The organism is Bradyrhizobium sp. IC3123 (genome assembly GCF_020193625.1).
GTDB classification, from domain to species: domain Bacteria; phylum Pseudomonadota; class Alphaproteobacteria; order Rhizobiales; family Xanthobacteraceae; genus Bradyrhizobium; species Bradyrhizobium yuanmingense.
On the sequence record NZ_JADYVF010000004.1, the window covers coordinates 340576 to 364357 of the forward strand.

The 23782-nt window shown below is 65.1% G+C and carries 28 protein-coding genes; 8 read left to right on the forward strand and 20 right to left on the reverse strand.

Annotated elements, in window-relative coordinates; translation table 11 throughout:
• Positions 1-10 precede the first annotated feature (10 nt).
• Genes I6F20_RS15975 through I6F20_RS15995 form a run of 5 tightly spaced genes read right to left on the reverse strand, consistent with a single transcriptional unit; the run spans position 11 to position 3733 of the window.
• On the reverse strand, positions 11-406 hold the full coding sequence (locus tag I6F20_RS15975; protein ID WP_225126910.1) for a RidA family protein: 396 nt from the start codon (positions 404-406) through the stop codon (positions 11-13).
• Positions 407-431: 25 nt separating this feature from the next.
• Positions 432-1235 (reverse strand): 2-oxo-hept-4-ene-1,7-dioate hydratase, encoded by an 804-nt coding sequence (hpaH, locus tag I6F20_RS15980; protein ID WP_225126912.1) that lies wholly within the window; start codon positions 1233-1235, stop codon positions 432-434.
• A gap of 4 nt (positions 1236-1239) precedes the next feature.
• A complete protein-coding gene (locus I6F20_RS15985) occupies positions 1240-2100 on the reverse strand; it encodes a fumarylacetoacetate hydrolase family protein (RefSeq protein ID WP_225126914.1) in 861 nt (286 codons plus the stop codon).
• 52 nt (positions 2101-2152) lie between these two features.
• The gene (locus tag I6F20_RS15990) at positions 2153-2770 is read right to left on the reverse strand and encodes a flavin reductase family protein (protein WP_036026965.1); all 618 of its coding nucleotides are present in this window, start codon (positions 2768-2770) and stop codon (positions 2153-2155) included.
• A 3-nt stretch (positions 2771-2773) separates the two neighbouring features.
• Complete coding sequence (locus tag I6F20_RS15995) at positions 2774-3733, reverse strand: Bug family tripartite tricarboxylate transporter substrate binding protein (protein WP_225126916.1); 960 nt, start codon at positions 3731-3733, stop codon at positions 2774-2776.
• Between the two features lie 129 nt (positions 3734-3862).
• On the opposite strand from I6F20_RS15995, the gene I6F20_RS16000 reads away from it, so the two are divergent.
• The 4 genes from I6F20_RS16000 (at position 3863) to I6F20_RS16015 (ending at position 7647) form a co-directional block, all read left to right on the forward strand.
• On the forward strand, positions 3863-4663 hold the full coding sequence (locus tag I6F20_RS16000) for an IclR family transcriptional regulator (RefSeq protein WP_036014389.1): 801 nt from the start codon (positions 3863-3865) through the stop codon (positions 4661-4663).
• Positions 4664-4933: 270 nt separating this feature from the next.
• The gene (locus I6F20_RS16005) at positions 4934-6229 is read left to right on the forward strand and encodes an O-acetylhomoserine aminocarboxypropyltransferase (RefSeq protein WP_225126918.1); all 1296 of its coding nucleotides are present in this window, start codon (positions 4934-4936) and stop codon (positions 6227-6229) included.
• A 4-nt stretch (positions 6230-6233) separates the two neighbouring features.
• Complete coding sequence (locus I6F20_RS16010) at positions 6234-7016, forward strand: alpha/beta fold hydrolase (RefSeq protein ID WP_225126919.1); 783 nt, start codon at positions 6234-6236, stop codon at positions 7014-7016.
• A gap of 127 nt (positions 7017-7143) precedes the next feature.
• Positions 7144-7647, forward strand: a complete 504-nt coding sequence (locus I6F20_RS16015) for a DUF6496 domain-containing protein (protein WP_109145391.1) — start codon at positions 7144-7146, stop codon at positions 7645-7647.
• Between the two features lie 14 nt (positions 7648-7661).
• Here the strand turns inward: I6F20_RS16015 and I6F20_RS16020 are convergent, their stop codons facing one another.
• Positions 7662-8615: an aliphatic sulfonate ABC transporter substrate-binding protein gene (locus tag I6F20_RS16020; RefSeq protein ID WP_109145392.1), complete on the reverse strand. Its 954-nt coding sequence runs from the start codon at positions 8613-8615 to the stop codon at positions 7662-7664.
• Positions 8616-8637: 22 nt separating this feature from the next.
• Positions 8638-8859, reverse strand: coding sequence for a hypothetical protein (locus tag I6F20_RS16025; protein ID WP_109145393.1), 222 nt, complete (start codon positions 8857-8859; stop codon positions 8638-8640).
• Between the two features lie 392 nt (positions 8860-9251).
• On the opposite strand from I6F20_RS16025, the gene I6F20_RS16030 reads away from it, so the two are divergent.
• Positions 9252-9983, forward strand: coding sequence for an SDR family NAD(P)-dependent oxidoreductase (locus I6F20_RS16030; protein ID WP_109145989.1), 732 nt, complete (start codon positions 9252-9254; stop codon positions 9981-9983).
• A 184-nt stretch (positions 9984-10167) separates the two neighbouring features.
• On the opposite strand, the gene I6F20_RS16035 is transcribed toward I6F20_RS16030, so the two are convergent.
• From I6F20_RS16035 to phnG, 9 genes are read right to left on the reverse strand one after another with little or no spacing between them, the layout of a single operon-like run.
• Positions 10168-10779: a pyridoxamine 5'-phosphate oxidase family protein gene (locus I6F20_RS16035; RefSeq protein WP_109145394.1), complete on the reverse strand. Its 612-nt coding sequence runs from the start codon at positions 10777-10779 to the stop codon at positions 10168-10170.
• A 28-nt stretch (positions 10780-10807) separates the two neighbouring features.
• The gene (gene phnN / locus I6F20_RS16040) at positions 10808-11404 is read right to left on the reverse strand and encodes a phosphonate metabolism protein/1,5-bisphosphokinase (PRPP-forming) PhnN (protein ID WP_036026943.1); all 597 of its coding nucleotides are present in this window, start codon (positions 11402-11404) and stop codon (positions 10808-10810) included.
• Positions 11401-12549, reverse strand: coding sequence for an alpha-D-ribose 1-methylphosphonate 5-triphosphate diphosphatase (locus I6F20_RS16045; protein ID WP_225126921.1), 1149 nt, complete (start codon positions 12547-12549; stop codon positions 11401-11403). The genes phnN and I6F20_RS16045 overlap by 4 nt, the downstream gene beginning before the upstream one ends.
• Before the next feature lie 12 nt (positions 12550-12561).
• Positions 12562-13260 carry a phosphonate C-P lyase system protein PhnL gene (gene phnL, locus I6F20_RS16050; RefSeq protein ID WP_057027587.1) on the reverse strand — a complete coding sequence of 233 codons (699 nt, stop codon included), beginning with the start codon at positions 13258-13260 and terminating at the stop codon, positions 12562-12564.
• Between the two features lie 22 nt (positions 13261-13282).
• A complete protein-coding gene (gene phnK / locus I6F20_RS16055; RefSeq protein WP_036014398.1) occupies positions 13283-14080 on the reverse strand; it encodes a phosphonate C-P lyase system protein PhnK in 798 nt (265 codons plus the stop codon).
• Entirely contained in the window at positions 14073-14969 is an 897-nt protein-coding gene (locus I6F20_RS16060; protein WP_036014400.1) for an alpha-D-ribose 1-methylphosphonate 5-phosphate C-P-lyase PhnJ, read from the reverse strand. The genes phnK and I6F20_RS16060 overlap by 8 nt, the downstream gene beginning before the upstream one ends.
• The gene (locus tag I6F20_RS16065) at positions 14966-16069 is read right to left on the reverse strand and encodes a carbon-phosphorus lyase complex subunit (RefSeq protein WP_225126923.1); all 1104 of its coding nucleotides are present in this window, start codon (positions 16067-16069) and stop codon (positions 14966-14968) included. The genes I6F20_RS16060 and I6F20_RS16065 overlap by 4 nt, the downstream gene beginning before the upstream one ends.
• Before the next feature lie 4 nt (positions 16070-16073).
• Positions 16074-16682 carry a phosphonate C-P lyase system protein PhnH gene (gene phnH / locus I6F20_RS16070; protein ID WP_225126925.1) on the reverse strand — a complete coding sequence of 203 codons (609 nt, stop codon included), beginning with the start codon at positions 16680-16682 and terminating at the stop codon, positions 16074-16076.
• A gap of 4 nt (positions 16683-16686) precedes the next feature.
• Positions 16687-17151, reverse strand: coding sequence for a phosphonate C-P lyase system protein PhnG (gene phnG / locus I6F20_RS16075; RefSeq protein ID WP_225126927.1), 465 nt, complete (start codon positions 17149-17151; stop codon positions 16687-16689).
• A gap of 119 nt (positions 17152-17270) precedes the next feature.
• Between phnG and phnF the strand changes: the two genes are divergently transcribed.
• Entirely contained in the window at positions 17271-18002 is a 732-nt protein-coding gene (gene phnF / locus I6F20_RS16080; RefSeq protein ID WP_225126929.1) for a phosphonate metabolism transcriptional regulator PhnF, read from the forward strand.
• A gap of 136 nt (positions 18003-18138) precedes the next feature.
• On the opposite strand, the gene phnE (I6F20_RS16085) is transcribed toward phnF, so the two are convergent.
• The 4 genes from phnE (I6F20_RS16085) to phnC form a co-directional block, all read right to left on the reverse strand.
• Positions 18139-18993 (reverse strand): phosphonate ABC transporter, permease protein PhnE, encoded by an 855-nt coding sequence (gene phnE / locus I6F20_RS16085; RefSeq protein ID WP_225126931.1) that lies wholly within the window; start codon positions 18991-18993, stop codon positions 18139-18141.
• Positions 18990-19877: a phosphonate ABC transporter, permease protein PhnE gene (phnE, locus tag I6F20_RS16090; RefSeq protein ID WP_225127160.1), complete on the reverse strand. Its 888-nt coding sequence runs from the start codon at positions 19875-19877 to the stop codon at positions 18990-18992. Before phnE (I6F20_RS16090) ends, phnE (I6F20_RS16085) begins: the two co-directional genes overlap by 4 nt.
• Positions 19878-19944: 67 nt before the next feature.
• Positions 19945-20853: a phosphonate ABC transporter substrate-binding protein gene (phnD, locus tag I6F20_RS16095; RefSeq protein ID WP_225126933.1), complete on the reverse strand. Its 909-nt coding sequence runs from the start codon at positions 20851-20853 to the stop codon at positions 19945-19947.
• A gap of 74 nt (positions 20854-20927) precedes the next feature.
• The gene (gene phnC / locus I6F20_RS16100; protein ID WP_225126935.1) at positions 20928-21743 is read right to left on the reverse strand and encodes a phosphonate ABC transporter ATP-binding protein; all 816 of its coding nucleotides are present in this window, start codon (positions 21741-21743) and stop codon (positions 20928-20930) included.
• Between the two features lie 174 nt (positions 21744-21917).
• Here phnC and I6F20_RS16105 point away from each other — a divergent pair, with 174 nt between their 5' ends.
• Together I6F20_RS16105 and I6F20_RS16110 are read left to right on the forward strand one after the other, a co-directional pair.
• Complete coding sequence (locus I6F20_RS16105) at positions 21918-22589, forward strand: LbetaH domain-containing protein (RefSeq protein ID WP_036014415.1); 672 nt, start codon at positions 21918-21920, stop codon at positions 22587-22589.
• Positions 22586-23779 carry an alpha-D-ribose 1-methylphosphonate 5-triphosphate diphosphatase gene (locus tag I6F20_RS16110; protein WP_225126937.1) on the forward strand — a complete coding sequence of 398 codons (1194 nt, stop codon included), beginning with the start codon at positions 22586-22588 and terminating at the stop codon, positions 23777-23779. The genes I6F20_RS16105 and I6F20_RS16110 overlap by 4 nt, the downstream gene beginning before the upstream one ends.
• Positions 23780-23782 lie beyond the last annotated feature (3 nt).

Sequence of the window (23782 nt, forward strand, 5' to 3'; positions counted from 1 at the left end):
GAGCGCTCCTTCAGTCGATCACGGCGGTGAAGTCGCATTGGACCAGGGCGCCGCCATCCATGTTGTCCATCGGCAGCGCGTGGCGCGCGGGGCGCGAATGCTCGTCCGGAAACATCTTCAACCACTCGACATTCACAGGGCCGCGCTGCGAGCGGTCCTTCAGCCACACCGTCATCTTGATGATGTCGGAGGTCGAGCCGCCGGCGGCCTCCACCGTCGCCTTCATATGGGCGAACATGTTGGCGCATTGGGCCTCCAGGCTTTCGGGCATCGCATTGGTCGCGGGATCGCGGCCGAGGATGACGCCGGACATCACGAGATTGCCGATGCGGCAGGCGTTCGGAATCGGGTTGACGTGCTTGAAGCCGCCGATGTGGATGCTCCTGCGCCGCGTTTGACCACTCATGGTGCGCTCCCTGCTTGTTATTGCTTCAGACGAACTGGCATGACACCGAGCCGAAGGCGCCGTAATCGGCATGGAAGGTGTCGCCGCGGCGGATGTCGACGGGACGCGTGAACGATCCCGCCAGCACGACCTCGCCGGCTTGGAGATGCTCGTCATGCGGTGCGAGGCGGTTGGCTAGCCAGGCGATGCCGTTGGCGGGGTGATTGAGCACGCCGGCGGCAAGGCCGGTCTCCTCGACCTCGCCGTTGCGGAACAGCAATGCACCGATCCAGCGTAGATCCGCATCCATCGGGCGGATCGGCCGGCCACCGAGGACGAGCGCGGCATTGGCCGCGTTGTCCGAGATCGTGTCCATCACCTTGCGGGTCCTGCCCGTCTCGGGGTCGACGCGGTGCATGCGCGTCTCCAGAATCTCCAGCGCAGGCGTGACGTAGTCGGTGGCGTTGAGCACGTCGAAAATGGTGCAATCGGGCCCGCGCAGCGGCGCCTTCAGCACGAAGGCGAGCTCGACCTCGATGCGCGGCGCGTGGAAGCGGTCGAATGGAACAGGCGTGGCATCGGGGTAAAACATGTCGGCGAACAGCACGCCGTAATCGGGCTCGTTGATGCCGACCGCGTTCTGCATCGCCTTCGAGGTCAGACCGATTTTGTGGCCCTTGATGATTCGGCCGCGGCCGAGCTGGAGTTTCGTCCAGGCGCGCTGGACCGCGTAGGCATCCTCGATGCTGAACTCCGGATAGTCCTTGGTGAACATCGGGATCAGCGTCTTGGTTCGCTCGGCTTCATCGAGCCGGGCGGCGAGGCGTTCGATCGTGGCGGAATCCAGCATCGTTTTACTGCTCCGCCGCCACGGTGTTGCGCAGCACGCCGATGCGGCTGGACTCGACCTCGACGACGTCGCCGTCCCTGAGCCAGCGTGGCGGATCGAACCGGGCGCCCGCGCCGGTCGGTGTGCCCGTCACGATCATGTCGCCAGGCTTGAGGGTCGCGAAGGTCGAGAGATAGGAAATCAGGAAATCGAACGGGAACATCAGCCGCTCGGTGGTGTCCTGCTGGCGCACCTCGCCGTTGACGCGCGTTGTGATGTCGTGCGGCCCGCGCGGATCGAGCTCGTCCGACGTCACAATCCACGGACCGATGCTGCCGGAGCGATCAAAATTCTTGCCCTGCGTGACGTTGAACTTGCCGTGGCGCAGCCAGTCGCGGATCGTGCCCTCATTGCACAGCGTCATGCCGAAGATGTGCGACCACGCTTTTTCGCGCGGAATGTGGCGGCCGCCCTGCCCGATCACGATGACGAGCTCGCCTTCGTAATCGAGCTGGTCCGAAACCTTCGGCTTCTCGATCGGCTGGCCGGAACCCGTCATCGAGGACATGCTGCGCACGAACAGGCTGGGATATTTGGGAAGGTCCGAATTGTCTTTATACTCCGCATTGCGCTCGGCGTAATTGACGCCGATGCACCAGAGCTTCTCCGGCGCCAGCACCGGCGGCAACAGGACGAGCTTGTCCAGCGCATGATCCGGCTTTTGCCCCGCGACGGCCTCGTGCGCTTCGGCGAGTGCGTTGGCCGCGATCAGCGCCTTGACGTCCGAATAGTCGCGGCCGATGCGCCTGGTCAGATCGACCACGCCGCCGTCCACGGCCGCGCCGTAGCGCGCCTCGCCGTCCAGCAGATAGCTCAGCAGTCGCATTGTATGTCCTCCGATGATCTTGGGGCGGCGGCCGGCGATGAGGCCCGCACGCTCAGTCTTTCGACTTGGGAGTCTGGAACACGCTGCCCAGCGTCACGATCTCGCCGAGGCGGGCGTAGCGCGGCCCGCCGATGCGCGCGATCGGGTCGAGCGCCCTGGTCTCGACCTTACCGTCGTTGACGAGACCGTCGCGCAAATGGAACAGCACGACCTCGCCGACGATGAGCCGGCTCTTGGCGTCACCGAATTCGAGGCACTGCCGGAATCGGCACTCCATCGCGACCGGCGCGGCGGCAAGCCGCGGCACCTTGATGCGCTCGCTCGCGAGCGTCTCCAGGCCGAGATGCTCGACCTCGCTGATTTCAGGCGGATGCTCGACGGAGCTGTCGTGCACGGCATTCATCAGCGGCGTATCCGCGATGTGGATCACATATTCCTCGGTATCGAGGATGTTGTGCGCGGTGTCCTTGTAGTCGGCGCCCTTGCGGCCCACGCTGATGGCGAGCATCGGCGGCTTCTGCGAGACGAAGGTGAAGGCGCTGAACGGAGCGAGATTGAGCACGCCCGTAGCTGACAAGCTCGTCACCCAGGCGATCGGGCGCGGCACCACGATGCCGGTCATCAGGCGGTAGATGCGCTCGGCGCCGAGCTCGGTCGGATCGATCCGCATCGATCAGTCCGCCCTGATATTGGCCTTGCGCACCACCGGAATCCACTTGGCGTCCTCGCGCTCGAGATAGGCCCTGAATTCGGCCGGCGTCATCGGCGTGGCTTCGCCGCCGAGCTTTTCGAACTTGTCGACCACGGCGGGGTCTTTGAGAATCGCGACCAGCGTCTCGTGCAGCTTCTCGACGATGGGCGCAGGCGTGCCAGCGGGCGCGAACAGGCCGGTGAAGGTCTGGCCGTCGAAGTCCTTGTAGCCGAGCTCGGCGAAGGTCGGCACGTCGGGCAGCGATTTCAATCGATGCGGTGAGGTGACGGCGAGCGCGCGGAACAGGCCGGCCTTGATGTGCTGGAGGCTGACCGTGAGCTGGTCGAAGGCGAACTGCACCTGACCGCCCAGGAGATCGTTGATGGCCGGCGCATTGCCGCGATAATGCGCCGTGACCCATTGCAGGCCGAGATTCGACTGCATCAGCTCGCTGAGCAGATGGTTGGTGGTGCCGGGACCGGGCGAGGCCATGGTCAGCTTGCCGGGCTCGCGCTTGGCGAGGTCGAGAAACTCCTTGAGCGTGGTCGCCTGCACCGAGGGATGAACCTCGAGCACCAGCGGCGTCATCGAGATCGTCGAGATCGGGAGAAAGTCCTTCTTCCAATTGTAGGCGTCGCGCTTGTTGATCTCGGTCGCGAACAGCACCGGGCCGTTGGCGCCGACGAACAGCGTGTAGCCGTCGGGCGCCGATTTCGCGAAGGCTTCGCCCGCGATCATGCCGCCGGCGCCGGCCTTGTTCTCGATGACGAAGGGTTGGCCGAGCTTTTCCTGGAGCTTGTCGGCGACGATGCGCGCGGCGCTGTCGACATTGCCGCCGGCGGGATAGGGCACGATCAGCTTGACGTTGCGCGCCGGCCATTGCTGGCCGGAGGCGGGTCCCGCCAACATTGCGGCTGCTGCAGCAATCCAGATTAATCTCATGTTAACCTCCCGGCGGCGCTTCCAATTCCATATCGGGCGCAGACTTTCGTGCATGGCATCCCGATCGGAGCGCAATCTCCAGATGCGCGCTTGCCCTGTCGAGCGAATTGTGGCGTTCTTGTCCATATTATGGACAAACGACGCGCAACGAAATCCACCCGCAGCGCCGTGGAGCCGCGACATGGCGCGCAGGCGATCCGGCGCGCGCTCGCGGTGCTGCGCATCCTGGCCGCAGGGCGCGAGGACGGTGTGCCATTGGCCGAGGTGGTCCGCACGACCGGGCTCACCCGCCCCACCGTGCATCGCATCGTCCACGTGCTGATCGAGGAAGGCATCGTCGAGCGGCACGGCCGGAGCGGCCGCTACGCGATCGGCAACCAGGTACCGGAACTGGCGCTGGCGCGTCCGCGGCCATCGCGGCTCTTGGTCGCCGCAAATCCGTCGCTGCAGCGCGCGTCCGCCGCGATCGGCGACACGCTGTTCCTGACGGTGCGCACCGGCAACGACACGCTCTGCGTCGATCGCCGGATCGGCGTCTACCCGATCCAGGTGCTGTCGATCGAGGTCGGCGCGCGCCGGCCGCTCGGCGTCTCCAGCGCCGGCGTTGCCATCCTCGCCGCGATGCCGGCGCAGGAGGCGCGCAAGATCGTCGCGGCGAACGAGAAGCGGTTCGAGGCCTACCGGACCGACGTCGCGACCGTGCTCGGCGAGGTCACCGCCGCCAGGCGGCTGGGATATGGCATGAGAGAGATCGGACTGGTGCAGGGGACGAAATCGATCTCGACCTGGATCAAGACGCCGGACGGGCAACCGGCAGCAGCGATGACCGTCTCCGCCGTTCGCACGAGGCTCGGGCCAAGGCGCGAGCAGGAGGTCGCGGAGATCCTGCTGCGGGAGGCGCGGGTGATCGAGCAGGCGATCGGGGGGTGAAGCGCGGACGGCGCCTCTTCGCCTCTCCCCGCTTGCGGGGAGAGGCCGGAATTTGCGCAGCAAATTCCGGGGGAGCCTCCGCGAGTCCAGCTGCCACCATCTTCGTGGAGAGAGCCCCTCACCCCAACCCTCTCCCCGTAAGAACGGGGCGAGGGAGCGCGCCGCCGGCGCGGCTGGAGCTCGCTTCAAACCCAGCGCTGTCAATGGGCTGACGTACCGCTGCGTTTTATGGCACAACGCTGCATCGCCGACCGACCAACGAGGCCACGCATGCCCGCGCCGAAACCGCCTGCCTTCGAGACCCTGAGCCTGCATGCGGGCCAGCATCCGGATCCCACGACCGGCGCCCGGGCGGTGCCGATCTACCAGACCACGTCCTACGTGTTCCAGGATACCGATCACGCCGCCGCGCTGTTCAATCTGGAGCGCGCCGGCCACATCTATACGCGCATCTCCAATCCGACCACAGGCGTGCTGGAGGAGCGGCTTGCGGCGCTGGAAGGCGGCGTCGGCGCGATCTGCACGGCGAGCGGCCAGGCGGCGCTGCACCTCGCCATCGCCACGCTGCTCAATGCCGGCGACCACATCGTGGCGTCGAGCTCGCTCTATGGCGGCACCATCAATTTGTTGGCGCACACGCTGCCCCGCTTCGGCATCACCACGACGTTTGTGAAACCACGCGATCTCGACGCATTCCGCGCGGCGATCAAACCGAACACGAAGCTCGTGATCGGCGAGACCATCGGCAACCCCGGCCTCGAGGTGCTCGACATCCCGAAGGTTGCGGCGATCGCGCATGAGGCCAAGATTCCGCTTCTGATCGACAACACCTTCGCCACGCCCTATCTCAGCCGTCCGATCGAGCTCGGCGCCGACATCGTGATGCATTCGGCGACCAAATGGATCGGCGGCCACGGCATCGCGATCGGCGGCGCCATCGTCGACGGTGGCCGCTTCGACTGGCGCTCCTCCGGCAAGTTCGGCGTGCTGACCGAGCCCTATGGCGGCTATCACGGCATCGTCTTCGACGAGCAGTTCGGCACCGCCGCCTTCATCATGCGCGCCCGCACCGAAGGCCTGCGCGATTTCGGCGCCTGCCTGTCGCCGACCAACGCGTTCCAGCTGCTCCAGGGCGTCGAGACGCTCGGCGTGCGCATGGACCGGCATATGCAGAACACGCATCTGGTGCTGGAGGCGCTGAAGTCCAACAAGGCCGTGGACTGGGTGCTGCACCCGTCGCTCGAGGACCATACGGACTACCAGCTTGCCAAGACGCTGCTGCCGCGCGGTGCCGGCTCGATCGTCTCCTTCGGCATCAAGGGCGGCCGGCCTGCCGGACGCAAGTTCATCGAGAGCTTACGCATGATCAGCCATCTCGCCAATGTCGGCGACGCCAAGACGCTGGTGATCCATCCGGCCTCGACCACGCATCAGCAGATGGACGCCGAGCAGCTCAAGGCGGCCGGCATCGGCGAAGAGCTGGTGCGGCTCTCGGTCGGCATCGAGACCGCAAGCGACATCATCGACGACCTCAACCAAGCGCTGCGCATCTCGCAAAAGGCCTGACACCATGAAGCTCTCCGTCAACGGCACCGATGTGTTTGTCGCAACCGGTGGCCGCGACTTCGACAAGTCCCTGCCCGCGGTTGTCTTCATCCACGGCGCCGGCTTCGACCATTCGACCTGGGCGTTGCATACGCGCTGGTTCGCCCATCACGGCTTTGCCGTGCTGGCGCCCGACCTGCCCGGCCACGGCCGCTCTACTGGGACTTCGCTCGGCAGCATCGCCGAGATGGCCGACTGGACGGCGGCGCTGCTCGATGCGGCGGGCGCCGCAAAGGCGCATCTGATCGGTCACTCCATGGGCTCGCTGATCTCGCTGGAGACCGCCGCGCGACATCCCGACAAGGTGTCAGCGCTGAGCCTGATCGGCACCGCCGCGACCATGACGGTGGGTCCGGATCTGTTGAAAGCCGCCGAAGCCAACTCGCAGGATGCCAACGACATGGTCTCGATCTGGGGCCTCGGCTTCAACGCGGAGCTCGGCGGCAGCCTGGCGCCGGGCCTGTGGATGCATGGCGGCGCGCAGGCGGTGCTCAGGGGATGCGAGCCGGGCGTGCTGTTCAGGGATCTGTCGGCCTGCAACTCCTATACGAATGCGCTTGCCGCTGCGGCGACCGTGAAGGTGCCGACGACGCTCATCCTCGGCGAGCGGGACATGATGACGCCGGCGAAGGCCGGCAAGGCGCTCGCCGCGGCGATCCCGCATGCAAAGACCGTCGTGGTGCCCGGCGCCGGCCACATGATCATGGCCGAGCGGCCGGACGAGCTGCTGGCGGCGCTGAGGAACTAAAGTTGTCTACGCATGATCTTTCCGGAAAACCGCTTCGCACTTTTCCGGATCATGCTTTAGGCGGATCAATCTTCCGTCTTGCGCGTTGCGGTCAGACATCCCTCTCACTCAAGAAGGGAACTGGACCATGCCGAGACAGGAAGTCATTCGCAAAGCCAGGCAAGACAAGCGCGCCGGCAAGTCGGCCAGCACGCAGGCCGGCGAATTCGTCAAGGACGAGATCGACAGGATCCGGAAAGGCAAGCACGGCGCACGCTCGACCAAGCAGGCCATCGCGATCGGCCTCTCCGAAGCGCGTCGCGCCGGTGTCGATCTGCCGCCGCCGCGCAAAGGGCGCACCAAGAAGGCGACGCGCCGCAGCGCCAAATATGCCTATGAGGTCGGCCAGGGCAAGCGCACGCCGAAGCGGAGGCCGAAAGTATCGCGCGCTGTCGAGCGTGTTCTCAAGAAGGAACCGCGCTCGACCGCGTCGCGCAGTGCGCTGTCGAAACAGGCCAAAGAAGCCGCAAGCCGCCGACCCGCAGCATCCCGTTCAGCCGCCGCGCGCAAGGCAAGCCACACCAAGGGTGCCAAGGTCCGCTCCGCCGCCGGCAAGAAGGCGGCACGCACCCGCGCGCGCCGCCGGAGTTGATCAGTTGCGCCGGTTCAGGAGCCTGGATTCCATTTCCAGACGATGTCGGAGACGCTGACGGGCTTCGGGATCAGGCCGAGCCTTGCAAAACGGTCGGCGACCGCCTGCTGGCTTGCGATGATCTCGGCATCCAGCGGCACCACGCGGAAGTTTGAGCGACCCACGAAGCGCCTGACGGCCTCGATGTCGACGCCGGTCGCGTCCGCCTGGGCTTTGGCGACGTCCTCGTGGTGCTCGTTGGCCCAGACGCCTTCAGAGGCGAAGGTGGTGTTGAGCTTCGCCACCAGCGAGGGGTATTTATCAACGAAATCCGTGTTGGCGATGTAGAACGCATTCGGCTTGTGCACGTCCTTGTCGAAAGCGATGACCCGCGCCTTTTCCTTCAGCTCGGCGAGCGCGAGATAGGGATCCCAGATCGACCAGGCATCGACCGAGCCCTTGACGAAGGCGGCGGTCGCATCGGCGGGCGCGAGCGGCGCCGGCGTGATGTCGGACCAGGACAGGCCGGCCTTTTCGAGCGTGGCAACCAATAGATTATGCGCGCTCGATCCCTTGCCGAAGGCGACGCGCTTGCCCTTGAGATCGGCCAGCGTCTTGATGGCCGAGTCCTTCGGCACGATGATCGCCTGGGTGTTGCCTTCCGATTTCACCGCGGCGACGTAGCGGATCTTGGCGCCGCCGGCCTGCGCGAAGATCGGCGGGGAGTCGCCGACATAACCGAAATCGACGCTGCCGACATTGATGGCCTCCAGCAGCGGCGGACCGAACTGGAAGTCGACCCACTTGATCTCGATGCCGAGCGGCTTGAAGGCGTTCTCGAGCGTCTGGCGCTGGCGCACCGCCGGGAAGAAGCCGCCCTTCTGCGTGCCGATGCGGATTTCGGCCGGCTTGTCCTCGGCGTGAGCGGGTGCAGCAAGGGCGGTTGCAAGCAGGAGCGTCGTTGCCAGAATGTGTCGTCGGGTGATCATGACGCGGGTCCTTTCGGTGGGATCAGTTGGGGAAGAGTTGCGAGCTTGCGCGCCCGCTCCGCGCGGAGAAGACGGCACGGGCGGCACGCTCGGCCTCACGGGCCGAACGGAACTGGCGGCCTTCGAGGCTGTCGAACAGGCGCTCGGAGGAGAAGAAGCGGAAGCCACGCTCGTCGCGCGTGATGATGCCGGCGGCGCGATCCTGGATCTCGATGATGTAAGCGTTCGACTGGGGCTGGGACATGACTGCTCGTCCGCCGGAAATTCGGCGTTCCTGTCTTGGGATTTCGATGTGAGGTGCTGCTAGGAGACGGTCAGCAACAACAACAGGCGCCCGTTGCCGCCGAGAAACAGCGCCGCGTCATGCACGCATGCATGTCGTTCTGATTGCGCTGGTGATCGGTTTTCATCGTGCGGCTTCAGGCTCGAGGAGCAGTTTCGATGGCTCGAATATCAAGCGATCGGCACGATTGGTCAATGAAATGGCTATCCATATTTGGGGCGCGCGCGCTCGGGCGCTTCTCCCACCGCAAGCATTGACAGACGGATTCATCTCGCGATGAGTTCAACGCGCGCGAAAGGCAGGCATGCTACGCTCGACGCATCACAAGGCCCTTGATTTGGGAGGTTCCAGGCATGGCGGATGCTTTGAGGGGGCGCACGGCGCTCGTCACCGGCGGCTCGCGCGGAATTGGCGCGGCCGTCTGTCGCGCGCTGGCCGACTCAGGCGCGGCAGTGGCGATCAATTGCCGCGAGAGAATTGGCCAGGCTGAACAACTCGCAGGCGAGATCGGCAAGCAGGGCGGCCGCGCCATCGTGGTCGCCGCCGATGTCTCGCAGCGCGAGGCCGTGGCCGATATGGTCGAGCGCGTCACCGCCGGGCTCGGGCCGATCGACATCCTGGTCAACAATGCCGGTATCGCCATCACGCGCGGCGTCGACGATCTCACCGAGGACGATTTCGATCGCACCATCCTGGTCAATCTGAAATCCGCCTTCCTGTGCACGCAGGCCGTGCTGCCATCGATGCGCGCGCGGACATGGGGCCGCATCGTCAACATCTCCTCGGGTGCAGCGCGCGGTGCCGGCTCGATCGGGCCGCACTACAATGCGTCCAAGGCCGGCATGGAGGGCCTGACGCGCGGCTATGCGGCGCGGCTCGTAAAGGAGGGTATCACCGTCAACGCGGTGGCGCCGTCGCTGATCGAGACCGACATGATGAGCGGTCAGCCCGCACTCGTCGGCCGCATCCCGCTCGGCCGCTTCGGCACGGCGGATGAAGTAGCCAAGGCCGTGATGCTACTGATCGACAATGCCTACATGACCGGACAGACCATCGCGCTGAGCGGCGGGATGGCTTTTAATTGAGGGCACTGTCATTCATAGCAGGCTCCCTCTTCCTTCTCCCCTTGTGGGAGAAGGTGGCGCGAAGCGCCGGATGAGGGGTTCTCGCCGCACACTACTCTCATTGTGAGGAAAGATACCCCTCGCCCGTCTCGCCGCTGACGCGGCGATCCACCCTCTCCCACAAGGGGAGAGGGGAAGAAAGAACTCACCACATCGTTGCCGCGGCACGCTCGGGCCAGACGCGGTCGTACTCCGCGCCGCCGACCTTGTTGTCGCTCATCTCCGCAAGAATCTGCCCCGGTGTCGGCAGCGTCTTCGGATCGACGCGCTTGTCGGGGTTCCAGAGATCGGCGCGGACGATGGCGCGGGCGCACTGGAAGTAGATCTCGTCCACGTTCATCACCATGACGCTACGCGGCGCCTTACCCTCGACCTTGAACGAGGCCAGCAGCTCCGGATCGATCGACAGATGCGCGCGGCCGTTGGCCCGCACCGCATTGCCCGAGCCGGGGATCAGGAACATCAGCGACACGCGCGGGTCGCGCACGATATTGCGCAAGGAATCGACCCGGTTGTTGCCACGGCGGTCGGGCAGCATCAGCGTCTTGGGGTCGTGGATGCGGACAAAGCCGGGCAGATCGCCGCGCGGCGAGCAGTCGATGCCTTCGGGCCCGATGGTGGCGAGCGCGGCGAACGGCGCCTTCTCGATGAAGATGCGGTAGAGCGGGGTGACGTGGTCGGCAACTTTGACGGTCGAGGCATCGTTCGTGACGCCGTAGATGGCCTCCAGCTGCTCGACCGTTTCAATCACCGTCATTCCACTCTCTCCGTGTTATTGCCCGCAACTAATCTTGCCAGCCTTGATTCCTGATCACGCGCACGAGCTGGCGGCTGTGATAGTCGGCGCTGCCGGCATTGAGGATGGTGACATCGGCGTGTGCCGAGGCGTCATCGACGCTGCGCGACAGCCGCTCGGCGATGTTGCCATCGCTTTTCCGGGCGCGCGCGGCAAGCCGCTGCGCCAATACGTCCGGCGGCGCCGTGATCGCGACCACCACGACGTTGGCATAGGCGCGGCGCAAGGCAGCGATCACGGTGCGTGAGACGTTGGCAACGATGGTGCGGCCCGCGCGGACGTCGTCGTTGATCTCGAGCGGCAGTGCATAGGAATGCCCATGCGCCTCCCAGTGCACGGCAAAGTCGCCGTGCTCGCACGCGCGGCGGAATTCGTCGGGACTGACCGCGATATTGTCTTCATCGGCCGAGGACGCACGCGTCACGATGCGGCGCGGGAAGACGATGTCGGGATCGTCGCTGCAAGCCGCCTGGGCCAGCCGCAGCAAGGTATCCTTGCCGGCGCCGCTGGGGCCGACCACGAGCACGAGCCGGCCGGGGCCGATCGCACCCGTCTCGCCTTCGCCCGTGGCCGCCATCTCGCTCATGCGACGCGGTGTCCTTCGCGCCAGACGCTGCGGACCACGGGAACGTGGCCTGCGACATGGACGCGGATCAGATCGGCGCGCTTGCCGGTCGCGACCTCGCCGCGGTCGGTGAGGCCGACCGCTTCGGCGGGCGCTTTCGTCACGGTGCGGACCGCGGCCGGAAGGCTGATCGCGGGCACATGCTCGGGCAATTGCAACGCGGCCATCAAAAGGCTCGACGGAATGTAATCCGACGACAGGATGTCGAGCAGGCCCTCGCGGGCGAGATCGACCGCGGCGATGTTGCCGGAGTGCGAGCCGCCGCGCACCACGTTCGGCGCGCCCATCAGGATGTCGATGCCGGCCTGGTGCAGGCCGCGCGCGGCCTCCAGCGTGGTCGGGAATTCCGCGACGGAGACGCGGTCGCGCACGGCGTCCGCGACGTTCTCCTCGGTGGTGTCGTCGTGGCTCGCCAGCGGAATGTTGTACTCATGCGCCAGCGCCACGATCTCGCGCATGTTGGCCGCGGCATAGAGCCTTTGATATTCGAACCGCTTTGCGAACAGCTCGTCGAGCTCGGCATCGGTCTTGCCGCCGCCCTTGCCGCGATAATAGTCGCGCAGCTTGACCTCGTCGCGAAACTGGCGCTGGCCCGGCGTGTGGTCCATCAGCGACATCAGCTTGACGTCGGGACGGTCGATCAGCTCCTTGGTCTCCTCGACCACGCTTGGCATCGGGATCTCGCAGCGCAGATGAAGGAAGTGATCGGCGCGCAGCAGGTTGGCCCCGCGCGCGGTGGTGATCGCGGCGGCGAGCACGCCGGCGCGGCCATCGACCTCCTCGGCGCCGTCCTCGCGCCAGACCCGGAGCGAATCGAACACGGTGGTGATGCCCGAGGTCGCGAGCTGGCCGTCATAGGAGATGACGGCGGCGACAGGATTCCAGAACACTTTTGGCCGCGGTACGTAATGCGCCTCGAGATGGTCGGTGTGGAGTTCGATCAGGCCGGGCATGATCAGATCGCCGCCGGCATCCTCGGCACCCGCGGGCGCCCTCCCCTCGCCGATCTCCGCAATGCGGCCGTCGGCAAGCGCGAGCCAGCCCTGCTCGATCACCCGGTCAGCCAGCACGATCCTGGCGTTGGCGATCACGGATTCCTTCTTCATTTCCCCATTCCTTCAGGCCGCGGCGGCAAAGCCGGTGACGTCGACGATGCGGTCGGCAATCAAATGACGGATTTCGTCGTCATGGACAATGGCGACCATGGCGACGCCCTGACGTTTCTTTTCAGCGACCAGCTCGACCACCACGGCGCGATTGGCCGCATCGAGCGAGGCGGTCGGCTCGTCCAGCAGAAGGATCGGCAGGTCGGAGATGAAGCCACGGGCGATGTTCACGCGCTGCTGCTCGCCGCCGGAGAAGGTCGCGGGGGGAAGCTGCCAGAGCCGTTCGGGGATGTTGAGACGATGCAGCAGCTCGCCGGCGCGCGCCTGTGCGTCTGCCCGGCTCATGCCATTCGCGATCAGCGGCTCCGCGACGACGTCGATGGTGGCGACGCGCGGCACCGCGCGCAGGAACTGGCTGACATAGCCGATGGTGGAGCGGCGGATGTTGAGCACCTGGCGTGGCTCGGCGGTGGCTAGATCGACCACTTTGCCGCGATGGCGGATGCCGATGCAGCCGCTATCGCAGCGATAATTGCCGAAGATCATCTTCAGGATGGACGACTTGCCGGCGCCCGACGGCCCCGACAGCACGACGCACTCGCCTGGATTGACCTGGAAGGTCACGCCACGCACGACAGGCAGCTCGATGCCGCCCTGCAGGTGCATCGTAAAGGTCTTGCCGGCGTCAGTGATGTCGATCATGGCGGTCATTGGAAAGCTCATATCGTAAAGTTCATGGCGGCAGGATCGAGGAGACGAGCAGCTGGGTATAGGGCTCGCGCGGGTCGTCGAGCACCTGGTCCGTGAGACCGGTCTCGATGACGCGGCCGCCTTTCATCACCATCACGCGGTGCGACAAGAGGCGCGCCACCGCGAGATCGTGGGTGACGATGATGACGGCGAGGTTCAGCTCGGCGACGAGGCTGCGCAAGAGATCGAGCAGGCGCGCCTGCACCGATACGTCAAGGCCGCCGGTCGGCTCGTCCATGAACACGAGCCGCGGCTCGGTAACGAGGTTGCGGGCGATCTGGAGGCGCTGGCGCATGCCGCCGGAATAGGTGCGCGGCGCATCGTCGATGCGCGCGACGTCGATCTCGACGCGCGTCAGCCAATCCGACGCGGTCTCACGGATGCGGCCGTAGTGATTCCACCCCACCGCCATCAGCCGCTCGCCGACATTGGCGCCGGCCGAGACTGCCATGCGCAGGCCCTGCGCGGGGTCTTGATGCACAAAGCCCCAATCGGTGCGGAACAGGAAGCGGCGCTCGGCCTCGCCGAGCGTCGTGAGATCGCGGGTGACGCCATCACGCATCCGATAGGACACATGGCCTGCACTCGGCGCGAGCTGGCCCGACAGCATTTGCAGCAGCGTCGACTTGCCCGAGCCGGATTCGCCGACGATCGCCAACACCTCGCCGGGATAGAGCGAGAACGACACGTCGCGACAGGCATTGATGCGGCCGAACGACTTGCTGAGGGATTTTGCGACCAGCAGCGGCTCGTCGTTCTCGACCAGATTCTGATCAGCCATTCGCGGCCTCCTGCGCCTTATCCTTGTACGGCGCGGCACTGAGGCTGCCGTGATGGCCGGCGGCCTGGCGGCCCTCGCAATAATCGGTATCCGAGCACACGAACATGCGCCCGCCCTTGTCGTCGGTCACGATCTCGTCGAGATAGGAATTCTCCGCGCCACAGAGCGCGCAGGGCGCGTTGAAGCGGTAGGGCTCGAACGGGTGATCCTCGAAATCGAGCGACACCACTTGCGTGTAGGGCGGGATGGCGTAGATGCGCTTCTCGCGGCCGGCGCCGAACAATTGCAGCGCCGGGGAATTGTCCATCTTGGGATTGTCGAATTTCGGCGTCGGTGACGGGTCCATCACATAGCGCGCGTTGACCTTCACCGGGTAGGCATAGGCCGTGGCGATGTGGCCGAAGCGTGCGATGTCCTCGTAGAGCTTCACATGCATCAGGCCGTATTCGGCGAGCGCGTGCATGCGCCGCGTCTCGGTCTCGCGCGGCTCGAGGAAGCGCAACGGCTCGGGGATCGGCACCTGATAGACCAGCACCTGGTTCTCGTTCAGCGCCGTCTCGGGGATGCGGTGACGGGTCTGGATCACGGTAGCCTCGTCCGTCGCCGTCGTGGTCGCAACGCCCGCGGTCTTGGCGAAGAATTTGCGGATCGAGATCGCGTTGGTGGTGTCGTCCGAGCCCTGGTCGATCACCTTCAGCACGTCCTGCGGCCCCAGGATCGCGGCCGTGACCTGCACGCCGCCGGTGCCCCAGCCATAGGGCATCGGCATTTCCCGGCTGGCGAACGGCACCTGATAGCCGGGGATGGCGATCGCCTTCAGGATCGCGCGGCGGATCATGCGCTTGGTCTGCTCGTCGAGATAGGCGAAATTGTAGGCGGGCGCGTTCATTCCGCGGCCTCCTTCATGGCATCGGGCGCATTGGCACCGGCGAACTCCTGACGCAGCTTTCGGAGCAGGCCGAGCTCGGACTGGAAGTCGACATAGTGCGGCAGCTTCAGGTGCTCGACGAAGCCGGTCGCCTGGACGTTGTCCGAATGCGACATCACGAACTCCTCGTCCTGCGCCGGTGCGAGCGCCTCCTCGCCGAGCTCACGGGCGCGCAATGCGCGGTCGACCAGCGCCATCGACATGGTCTTGCGTTCGCTCTGGCCGAAGGCGAGGCCATAGCCGCGGGTGAAGCACGGCGCCTCGGTCGCCGAGCCCTTGAACTGGTTGACCATCTGGCACTCGGTGAGCTCGATCGCACCGAGCGGCACGGCGAAGCCGACGTCTTCCGCGACGAATTCGACCTCGACCTCGCCGAAGCGGATCTCGCCGACGAAGGGATGGTTGCGGCCGTAGCCGCGCTGGGTGGAATAGCCCATCGCGAGCAGAAAGCCTTCGTCACCGCGCGCGAGGTTTTGCAGGCGCAAATCACGGTCCGCGGGGAAATTCAGCGGCTCGCGGGTGAGATCGCCGACGCTGGCGCCGTCCTCGGCTTCCGGCGATGATTCGATCAGCCCGTCGCGCCCGAGAATGTCTGTCACGCGCGGCGTCGGCGCGGTGGAGGCTTCGGCCGCAGCCGGCCTCTCCGGCACAAAACCTTGGGCGAGCGATGGATCGAGCAGGCGGTGCGTGTAGTCGAAGGTCGGCCCCAGGATCTGGCCGCCGGGAATGTCCTTGAAGGTCGCCGACACCCGCCGCTGCACCCGCATGATGCCGGTGTCGACCGGCTCGCTGGCACCGAAGCGCGGCAGCGTGGCGCGGAAGGCGCGAACCAGGAAGATCGCCTCGATCAAATCGCCGCGCGCCTGCTTGATCGCAAGCGACGCGAGCTCGCGGTCATAGAGCGAGCCTTCGCTCATGACGCGATCGACGGCCAGGCCGAGCTGCTCCGAGATCTGGTCGAGCGTGATTTCCGCAACGCTCTGGTCGCCGCGCCGCTTATGCGCGAGCAGGCGATGGGCGTTCTCGATGGCGCGTTCGCCGCCTTTGACTGCGACATACATGCTTCTAGCCTCCCTTGCTCACGACGCGCGTGGTGCGGGGGATCGCGACCACGGCGTCATCGGCGACCAGCACCACATCGATGCCGCGCGGAAACAGCGCCTCGTTGATATGCAGGCGCTCGAACAGGTCGAAAGGCTTGATCGACGCCTGCAGCGTGGCGACACCGTCAATGCCGGGGCCGCGCAGTTCGAAGCTGCGCCCGGCGGCGAGGCTGTCGACCTGGATGACCACCGTGGTCGAACGGTCCGGATACTCGCTGGTGCCGAACGCGAAGCGCTCGAGCGCAGGCAAGGCGCCGCCGTCACTGATGAGCGCGAAGGAAGCGATCGACGAATCCTGCACGACCGGCGCGCCGGTGTGGAACTTCAGCCACTTCGTCACGTCCGAGCTTTCCGCCATCCGCGCATCGAGCCAGAGCGGCGTGTCGTGATCGAACAGCGTCAGCGCGATCGCTGCGGTGCCGCGCATCATCGGCCCTGGCGCGCCCGCCATCGGCACGATGCGCTGGACCGAGCCCGGCCGCGCCATGGCGTCCATGACCGAGCGAAAGGTCGATTGCGCCGACAGCACCTTGTCGGCGAAACCCGGCGGCAGTTCCGCAATCGTGGTCATGATCTCACCCCTCACCGCGCACCATGGTGTAGAAATCAACCTTCGTCGCGGCGGCCGCTGCCGCCGCCTGCTTGCGCCTGACCATAAGCTGCTCGCGCAACGGCGCGATAACGTCGCGCTCCACCGCTCCGCCGGAATCGCGGGACTGCACCAGCGCATCGCACAGCGCGATCAGCCGCGCCTTCTCACCGTCGCGGCCGAGCGTGTAGCCGAACCCGACCTCGCCGCTCGCAAGCCGCACCGCGGCGCGCGACACCGTCGCTTCGCCGAGATTGAACGGCGCGCCGTCGCCGCCGACCCGGCCGCGCAGCATGACGAGGCCGTTCTCGGGCGTGCGCAGATCCTGATGGCCCGGGAGGGACAAGTTGCGGAGGCGAGCGGCGATCTCGCCCGCCTCCGCGTGCGCCAGCACCGCCATTGCGGCCTTGCGCTGGGCTTGCTGGTCGTTGTGCTGGGTCACCTGGTCCACCGAGCTTTTTGACAGAACTTGCCGCGTCGAAGTTGTCTATGATAATAGACAACTTCATACGGACGCGCCATGACTGTTTCGTGACAATGCCGTGATTTCTGGAGTAGGTTTCCCGCGACATGAGCATGCAGGACACAGCCTCCTCGGGCGTCGCGCTATGGCGCCTCGTGGCCGATGGCATCGAGCGCGGCATCGCCGACGGCCGCTTTGCGGCCGGCGACAAATTGCCGGGCGAGATGGAGATCGCCGAAACCTATCGCGTCAACCGCCACACCGTGCGGCGCGCGTTGGCAGCCCTCGCCGAGCGCGGCCTGGTGCGCGCCGAGCGCGGCAGCGGAACCTATGTCGAGGCGCAAAAGCTCGCTTATCCCTTGCGCTCGCGCACGCGCTTCTCCGAGATCGTCGGCGCCGATGGCCGCGAACCGCATGGCCGGCTGATCGAGGCGACCGATGACGTCGCGACGCGCGAGCTCGCGCGGGAGCTGGGATTAAAGGCCGGCGCGCCGCTGGTGCGGATCGAGGCGATTCGCCTCGCCGACCGCACGCCGATCTGTGTTTCCACCACCTGGCTCTCGGCGGAGCGGTTTCCGGAGGCGGGCGCCGTGTTCGCGGCAACGCGCTCGATGACGAAGCTGCTGGAGCATTTTGGCGTGCGCGACTATCGCCGCGGTGCGACGCGAATCACCGCGGGGATCGTCGACGCGAGCGACGCCGCACGGCTCGACCTGGCGCTGGGGCGGCCGATCCTGGTGGTCGACGCCACCGACCATGATCTCATGGGCAAGCCGCTGGTGACGAAGCACTCGCGCTTTGCGGCAGAGCGGGTGGAGTTTTTGGTGGAGAACGCTTAGATCAGAGCGTTTTCCAGCGAAGCCTGCCCTCGGACTTGATCCGGGGTGGAAACGATTTGCGTCGAGAAAACGCGTCAAAACAAAAATCAGAGCTCCGTTCCGATCCAATCGGAACGGATAAGACTGCAGTACGACGTTAGGCGACCGTCCGCTTGCCGATGATCGCGAAGCGCAGCTTGCCGGAAATCCAGTCGATCGACGATACAGTTACCAGGATCAGCAGGATCAGAAACGATACCTTCTGCCATTCCAGCACCCGGATCTGTTCGGCAAGCTGAAGGCCAATGCCGCCAGCGCCAACGATTCCGATGATCGTCGCCGATCGCGTATTCGACTCGAAATAGTAGAGCACCTGGCTCAGCAAGACCGGGAACACCTGCGGCAGCAATCCGAAGCGGACGCTGTGGAGATGGTTGCCGCCCGATGACCGAACGCCTTCCGCGGGGTTCTTCTCGGCGACCTCGATCGCTTCCGAGAACAGCTTGCCGAACGTTCCGAAATCGCTGCAGATCACGGCCAGGATGCCGGCAAACGGCCCCAGCCCCACGACGCCGACCCAGATCAGTGCCCAGATCAAGGTATCGACTCCACGGATGGTATCGAGGCCACGACGGGTCAATAGGCGGATGATCCGGTTTGCAACCACGTTGCGCGCCGCCAGCAGGGATACCGGCAGCGCGAGCAGCGCGCCACCCAGCGTGCCGAGAAACGCGATCGACACCGTCTCTCCGAGCGCATACAGATATTTCAGGACCTCCGCCCAAGAACCCGGGCTGGGCGGCAACATGAGCTGGACGAATTCGCCCAGCCTGACCATGCCCTGGGAGAGCCGATTAAAGGGAATATCGAGCTGGACGATCCCGAACAGGAACAGCCCGACCGCCCCGCCGACGAGTATTGCGATCCTTCCCCGCTGCCACCAATCGGTCCGGAAGACGTCGGGATACCGTTCGGCAATGCCGGCCCGGTTTTCAAAACTGAAGGAGCTCATCGGGTGCTTCCCTCCAGCCCGAGCAGGCGGTGTCGCAACCGTTCCGTCAGGAAGTCGATCAACATGACGGTAAGGACGATGAGCAGCAGGATGGCGCTGACGTCGGTGAAGTAGAACTTGCGAACCGCCTCGATCAGATCCTGACCGATCCCGCCGGCGCCGACGAAGCCCATCACGGCGGCGCCCCGCACGTTGATCTCGAACCTGAGCAAGGCATAGCTCACGAAGTTCGAGAGGACCTGAGGTAACGCGCCGAACCGAACGACCTGAACCCAGCTGCCCCCGCTTGCCGCCACCCCTTCGACCGGCTTGCTGTCGATGTTCTCGACAACCTCGGCGAATTGCTTGCCCAACGCTCCGGCGGTATGGATTGCAATCGCCAGAACGCCCGGCAGCGGCCCGAGACCAAAGGCCAGCACGAAGATCAGGGCAAACACGATCTCCGGCACGGTCCTGAAAAACTCCAGAACGCGCCGGGTGACGAAAACAGTCGTTCCTGATTTCACGAGATTGGCCGAGGCGAGGAAGCAAAGCGCGAAACCGCACAGCGCACCCGAGAGGGTGCCCATATAGGCTATCAGCAACGTATCCCCGAGAAGCCGTGCCCAGCGCGGCAATCCCCACAGCCACTCCGCCAAATCGCTCCATGCGGTCGCGAACGAAAATTTGGGTGCGATGCTGAGGAAATAGGCCGGGAAGCGCCAGAAATTCTCGACAAAATTTCCGAGACTGACCTCGCCCATCCAGCCCGCGGCAATGGCAACGGCGATCAGGACGGCGGCACCGAGCCATACGCGGCGGCGCTTGGCGGCAATTGCGGCCGCATAGCGATCGCCAAGCTCACGCAGCCTGGCTTCCGGAAATTCGGGAACTGCTGTTCGCATGGGATGTTCGCGAGAGCCGACGGGCAGATCTTGCGATCTGCCCGACTTGTCCAACCCTTCGTTTCCCTCAGGATTTCTGCTTGCGAATGCTGTCGACAAACTTGGTCAGTTCGATCACGGCGTCATACGCCTTGTGGTCGACCTCGACGTAGGGCAATTGCTTCCCCTCGTAAATCTTGTCGAAAGCCGCCTTGTCCTTCACCGCAATTTCCAGCACTGCTTTCTTGATCGCCGCCTTGAGGTCGTCAGGCAGGCTGCTGAGATAGGCCATCGGCGAGTTCACGATCTGCTCGGACTTCATGATGATCTTGAAATCCGCGGCCTTCGCCATGCCCTTCCGTTCCATCCGGAGCAGGTTCGATTCCTTCTCGTCGTTCCACCAGTTGAACGCCGCGTCGCAGGTGCCCTGGGAAAGCCCGATCACCGCGTTTTCATGGCTCCCCGAGTAGACCACCTTGGCGAAGAACTTCTCCGGGTCTATGCCCATCTTGTTCATCGCGAAACGCGGCACGTTGTTGCCGGAAGTCGAGTTGGGATCGACGAGGCAGAGGTTCTTGCCTTGCAGGTCCTTGATGTCCTTGTAGCTCGAATCGCTTTTGACATAGAGAACCGAGTAATAGCCTTTGGTGCCGTCGCCGTTCACCTCGATCGCGAACGGTTCGACCTTCGCGCCAATGATGTAGGCACGCGCGTAGGACGCCGGGCCGTACATCGCAATGTGAATGTTTCCTGCACGCTGACCTTCGATCACCGCGGCGTAGTCGTTGGCGATGCGCAGCGTGACCTTGGTTCCAAGCTCGCGGGACAGGTACTCCGTCAGAGGCGTCCAGCGGTTGGTGGTGCCGGAGGCATTCTCGTCGGGGACTTTTGCGAAGATCAACTCAGGATATTTCACCTTCCAGTCCTGCGCCGCAGCGGCTGAAACTGAAAATGCCAGGGCCGCCGCAGCGGCAACGATCGTACGACGGTCTATCATGACGTCTCCCATTTCAAGGTTATGAAACTGTCGAGTTCCGGCTCTGCGCTAGGCTCGATTTAAAGAAGCAGCGATCAGGCCACGGCAACCGTGCGGAGGGCAGGAACTGCTGTGCCGACCGATGCATCCGCGGGCGCAACATCCATGACTTCATTCGCCTCGAGATCGTACAGCTCGCGCGCGATATGATCGGTCAAGGCCGCCGGCGCGCCGTCGAACACCACGCGTCCGGCCGCCATGCCGATCAGGCGGTCGCAATAGCTGCGGGCGAGATCGAGCGAATGCAGGTTGCAGAGCACGGTGATACCGAAATGCTTGTTGATGCGCAGAAGCGCATCCATCACGATCTTGGTGTTGCGGGGATCGAGCGAGGCGATCGGCTCGTCGGCAAGGATAATGTCGGGCTGCTGAACCAGCGCCCGCGCGATCGCCACGCGCTGCTGCTGACCGCCCGAGAGCTGGTCGGCGCGCTGGGCCGCGATGGCAGCCATGTCGAACTGCTCGAGCGCCGACATCGCGATGGCCTTGTCTTCTTCGGGCCAAAGCTGCAGCAGCGACCGCCATGTCGGCACCGTCGACAGCCGCCCCATCAGCACATTGGTGAGGACGTCGAGCCGGCCGACGAGGTTGAACTGCTGAAAAATCATCGCCGACCGCGCACGCCACTGCCGCAGCTCCTTGCCGCGCAGCGCGGTGACGTCGACGCCTTCGAACAGGATGTGGCCTTCGGAGGGCTCGGTGAGGCGGTTGATGGACCGCAGCAATGTCGACTTGCCGGCGCCGGATCGCCCGATCACCCCGACGAAGCCGCCGGGGGAAACTTGAAACGAAGCATCGTCCACCGCGGCTTTCGCGCCGAAGCGACACGTCAGGCCTTCAACCACCAGCATACAGGAGCTCCAGAGTAGCTGGAGCCAACCGCTAACCCTCGTGCTTAACACTTGTGTGACAGCGCTGCTGCAGTGCGGCCATCCTACGCACATCATCCCCTGTCATCTCGCTGTCATGACATCGTCATCCGGCCGCTCGAAGAGAGACGCCCGCCCTCGCACTTCGGATGCAACATGGCCGCCAAAGCTCTTTCGGTTCAGCCGACCGTCGATCCCTCGGCCAAGCTGCATGAGACCAGGCTTGGCGCCTACACCGAAGTCGGCGCGCGCACGATTCTGCATGAAGTCGCGATGGGCGATTATTCCTATGTCGTGAACGATGCGCAGATCACCTACGCCACCATCGGAAAGTTCTGCTCGATCGCGGCGATGACCCGCATCAATCCCGGCAACCATCCGATGCATCGCGCCACTCAGGCGCATTTCACTTACCGATCCAGCGCCTATTTCGAAGGTGAGAGCGACGATCTCGAGTTCTTCGACTGGCGCCGCCGGCATCACGTTCATATCGGCCATGACGTCTGGATCGGCCATGGCGCGATCGTGCTGCCGGGCCGCAACATCGGCACCGGCGCGGTGATCGCCGCCGGCGCGATCGTCACCAAGGACGTGCCGGCCTACAGCATCGTCGCCGGCAATCCGGCCCGCATCGTGCGGCGGCGATTCTCGGAGGAGATCGCCGGACGGCTCGCAAGGCTTGCTTGGTGGGACTGGGATCACGACAAGTTGCGCGAGGCGCTGCCCAATTTCCGCAAGCTCGGGATTGAAGATTTCCTCTCGGCATACGAAGCAAAAGCGAGCTCACTCGCCAATTCTCCTGCCAGCAAACGAAGCGCGGTCGCGTGACAGACATATTCATCGAAGGCGGCCGGGCCCTGATCGGCGCCGAGCTCGTCGAAACCTCTCTTATCGTCTCCGGAACAGACATTGCAGAGGTCGATGCTTCTCGCGGCCGGGCGCGGCTGGCACTGGATGCCCGTGACCTGCTGGTGCTGCCCGGCATCGTCGATCTGCATGGCGATGCCTTCGAGCGCCAGATGATGCCGCGCGCCGGCGTCGACTTTCCGATCGACGTCGCGCTCGCCGACAGCGACCGCCAGGCGATCAGCAACGGCATCACCACCGTGTTTCACGCCACGACCTGCTCGTGGGAGCCGGGCCTGCGAAGCGCCGACAATGCGCGCGGCCTGATGGAGGCGATCGAGCGGCAGCGTCCGCAGTTCGCTGCCGACACCCGCTTCCACCTGCGGCACGAGACCTTTAATCTCGATGCCGAAGCGGAGATCGCACAGTGGCTCAGCGAGGGCCGCGTCGACCTGTTCGCCTTCAACGATCATATGGACGGCGTCGTTGCCGACATCTCCAACCCACGCAAGCGCAACCGCATGGTGGAGCGCACCGGTCTGTCGAGTGAAGAATTCGACCGGCTGGTCGAGCGCGTGGTCTCGCGCGCCGACGAGGTGCCCGCCTCGGTGTCACGCCTGGCCGCTGCGGCCCGCGGGGCCGAGGTGCGGATGCTCTCGCACGACGATTCGAGCCCGGCGATGCGCCGGGACTTTCGCGAGCTCGGCGCCTTGATCGCGGAGTTTCCGATCAACGAGGAGACGGCGCGCGCAGCGGCCAGCCACGGCGATGCCATCGTCTACGGCGCGCCGAACGTCGTGCGCGGCGGCAGCCACACCGGCTGGACCAGGGCCTCCGACATGATCGCAAAGGGGCTCTGCTCGGTGCTGGCGTCGGACTATTATTATCCCGCGCAGCTGCTCGCCGCGTTCCGCCTGGCCGCCGATGGCGTGATGCCTCTGGCTCAGGCCTGGGATTTGGTCTCCGCCGGCCCGGCGCGGGCAACCGGCCTCACCGATCGCGGCCTGCTCGCGGAGGGACGCCGCGCCGACATTCTCCTCGTCGACGACAGCGTGGAGCTGCGGCCGCGGCTGATCGCGGTGATCTCAGGCGGCAGGCTCGTGCATCTCACCGACGCGACGCGGCTGCTCACCGCAATGGCGGCGCCGCGCGAGACTGTCGTCGCGGCGTAAATT

Bases quoted from the DNA above. Each gene is read 5' to 3' on its own strand.
- I6F20_RS15995 (WP_225126916.1), bottom strand. From the start codon at position 3,733: ATGAGATTAATCTGGATTGCTGCAGCAGCCGCAATGTTGGCGGGACCC.
- phnE (WP_225126931.1), bottom strand. From the start codon at position 18,993: ATGAGCTCCTTCAGTTTTGAAAACCGGGCCGGCATTGCCGAACGGTAT.
- I6F20_RS16035 (WP_109145394.1), bottom strand. From the start codon at position 10,779: ATGACGGTGATTGAAACGGTCGAGCAGCTGGAGGCCATCTACGGCGTC.
- I6F20_RS15975 (WP_225126910.1), bottom strand. From the start codon at position 406: ATGAGTGGTCAAACGCGGCGCAGGAGCATCCACATCGGCGGCTTCAAG.
- I6F20_RS16000 (WP_036014389.1), top strand. From the start codon at position 3,863: ATGGACAAACGACGCGCAACGAAATCCACCCGCAGCGCCGTGGAGCCG.
- I6F20_RS15990 (WP_036026965.1), bottom strand. From the start codon at position 2,770: ATGCGGATCGATCCGACCGAGCTCGGCGCCGAGCGCATCTACCGCCTG.
- I6F20_RS16025 (WP_109145393.1), bottom strand. From the start codon at position 8,859: ATGTCCCAGCCCCAGTCGAACGCTTACATCATCGAGATCCAGGATCGC.
- I6F20_RS16030 (WP_109145989.1), top strand. From the start codon at position 9,252: ATGGCGGATGCTTTGAGGGGGCGCACGGCGCTCGTCACCGGCGGCTCG.
- phnH (WP_225126925.1), bottom strand. From the start codon at position 16,682: ATGACCACGATTGCGGAACTGCCGCCGGGTTTCGCCGACAAGGTGCTG.
- phnN (WP_036026943.1), bottom strand. From the start codon at position 11,404: ATGAGCGAGATGGCGGCCACGGGCGAAGGCGAGACGGGTGCGATCGGC.
- phnD (WP_225126933.1), bottom strand. From the start codon at position 20,853: ATGATAGACCGTCGTACGATCGTTGCCGCTGCGGCGGCCCTGGCATTT.
- I6F20_RS16060 (WP_036014400.1), bottom strand. From the start codon at position 14,969: ATGAACGCGCCCGCCTACAATTTCGCCTATCTCGACGAGCAGACCAAG.
- I6F20_RS16015 (WP_109145391.1), top strand. From the start codon at position 7,144: ATGCCGAGACAGGAAGTCATTCGCAAAGCCAGGCAAGACAAGCGCGCC.
- phnF (WP_225126929.1), top strand. From the start codon at position 17,271: ATGAGCATGCAGGACACAGCCTCCTCGGGCGTCGCGCTATGGCGCCTC.
- I6F20_RS16045 (WP_225126921.1), bottom strand. From the start codon at position 12,549: ATGAAGAAGGAATCCGTGATCGCCAACGCCAGGATCGTGCTGGCTGAC.
- I6F20_RS16065 (WP_225126923.1), bottom strand. From the start codon at position 16,069: ATGTATGTCGCAGTCAAAGGCGGCGAACGCGCCATCGAGAACGCCCAT.
- I6F20_RS16105 (WP_036014415.1), top strand. From the start codon at position 21,918: ATGGCCGCCAAAGCTCTTTCGGTTCAGCCGACCGTCGATCCCTCGGCC.
- I6F20_RS16020 (WP_109145392.1), bottom strand. From the start codon at position 8,615: ATGATCACCCGACGACACATTCTGGCAACGACGCTCCTGCTTGCAACC.
- I6F20_RS15985 (WP_225126914.1), bottom strand. From the start codon at position 2,100: ATGCGACTGCTGAGCTATCTGCTGGACGGCGAGGCGCGCTACGGCGCG.
- hpaH (WP_225126912.1), bottom strand. From the start codon at position 1,235: ATGCTGGATTCCGCCACGATCGAACGCCTCGCCGCCCGGCTCGATGAA.
- phnC (WP_225126935.1), bottom strand. From the start codon at position 21,743: ATGCTGGTGGTTGAAGGCCTGACGTGTCGCTTCGGCGCGAAAGCCGCG.
- I6F20_RS16010 (WP_225126919.1), top strand. From the start codon at position 6,234: ATGAAGCTCTCCGTCAACGGCACCGATGTGTTTGTCGCAACCGGTGGC.
- phnE (WP_225127160.1), bottom strand. From the start codon at position 19,877: ATGCGAACAGCAGTTCCCGAATTTCCGGAAGCCAGGCTGCGTGAGCTT.
- phnK (WP_036014398.1), bottom strand. From the start codon at position 14,080: ATGGCTGATCAGAATCTGGTCGAGAACGACGAGCCGCTGCTGGTCGCA.
- I6F20_RS16005 (WP_225126918.1), top strand. From the start codon at position 4,934: ATGCCCGCGCCGAAACCGCCTGCCTTCGAGACCCTGAGCCTGCATGCG.
- phnL (WP_057027587.1), bottom strand. From the start codon at position 13,260: ATGACCGCCATGATCGACATCACTGACGCCGGCAAGACCTTTACGATG.